Origin of the sequence: Methylorubrum podarium (assembly GCF_022179745.1) — a bacterium.
GTDB lineage: Bacteria > Pseudomonadota > Alphaproteobacteria > Rhizobiales > Beijerinckiaceae > Methylobacterium > Methylobacterium podarium.
Genome location: NZ_BPRD01000723.1, coordinates 1 through 1,269, shown reverse-complemented (window position 1 = coordinate 1,269; position 1,269 = coordinate 1). Strand labels below are relative to the sequence as shown.

Sequence of the window (1,269 nt, the reverse complement as noted above, 5' to 3'; positions counted from 1 at the left end):
CGCCGGCGCCTCTGGGCGCGGTGGCGAGTGCGGCTTGAACCGCTCCGTGGTGACGAGCACGACAAGCGTCGTTCCTCCTACGGCCAGAGCAGCCAGGGAGGTCTCGGGCAGGTGTTGCACGAGGCTCGCGAAGTCTACGAAGAAGGATTGTTTGGTAACGTGCAGTCCCAGAAGCTTGGGGGCCTGGTCTAGCAGAATGACGACGCCAATTCCGGCCTTGAATCCTGTCAACACCGGCACGGAGATGAAGCTTGCCACGAAGCCGAGCTTCATCAGCCTCGCCGCGAGGAGGAAAGCACCGACGAGGGCCGTCAGCGTCGCCGTCGCGGCGGCAAGCTTCGCCGGATCGCCATCGGGTGCCACGCTGCCGAGTTCAGCCCCCGTCAGGATCGCCAGGGTCGTCGTCGAACTGACGCTGAGGACGCGCGACGAGCCCAAAAATCCGTAGATGGCCGCCGGAACGAAGGCGGTGTAGAGGCCGACCGCCACCGGCAATCCGGCTACGGTGGCGAAGGCCATCGCTTTGGGCAGGACCACGGCAGCGGCCGTGAGGCCAGCCACTCCATCGCGGCCGAGATCAGGTCGCACCTCGTTCCAATACGTTCGTATCGATGTGCCGAAGTCTTTCATCGAAACTCCCTTGCAGTCAGAGCAGGGAAGAACCGATGTTAACACTGTTTTGACGGATAGTGCGGATCGATCACGCAACGATGCGACCTGGCCGTTGCCGTGGACTGGTCGAATCGTGAGGCTAAGGCAAAGGTGCGGTGTCGGCCCGCCGAGATGCCGGGTCCGGGAATATGCCGGGCGCGGGCGGGTGGCCCCCCGAGCCTCCCAGGCGCCGGCTGCTTGTTCTGCGCCATCCGGTACGCAAGACTAGGCCGATGCCGGCGGGAGCGCCCCGATCCGAGGGGGCGCTCGTTCACCTTCCGGTTTCCCAGACTTGGGCGGCAGAGGCAGCTCGACCCTCTATCAGAGGTCGTCGGGTGAGAGGGTGTCCGTGCCTCCCCAACCCGGCACACCGGTTTCGTCCCACCGTCGTCCTGGCGGGCCGCCGCCTATGAACCGGCATCCAAGCCGTAAAGGGCGAGCCTCGCCTCGCTTTCCCGAGTTGCAGAGATTTTGCCGAATTCGAAATTCAACGTCGCATTACGTCCTCTCCAATCAAGCGACGTCCTCAGCACAGCGCTACCGTTCAGGGTCCATAACCTGCACGGACTCACGCCATGAACATGATGATTGTGGTTCCATGTATTGTTGCGGCTTGCC

Annotated in this window: 1 protein-coding gene; it reads right to left on the bottom strand. The window is 63.5% G+C overall.

Annotated features, from left to right (window positions below):
- Window positions 1–630 (bottom strand): SulP family inorganic anion transporter (locus MFF42_RS26240; protein WP_238258881.1); only part of this gene is annotated, 630 nt, incomplete at its 3' end.
- Window positions 631–1,269: the final 639 nt, after the last annotated feature.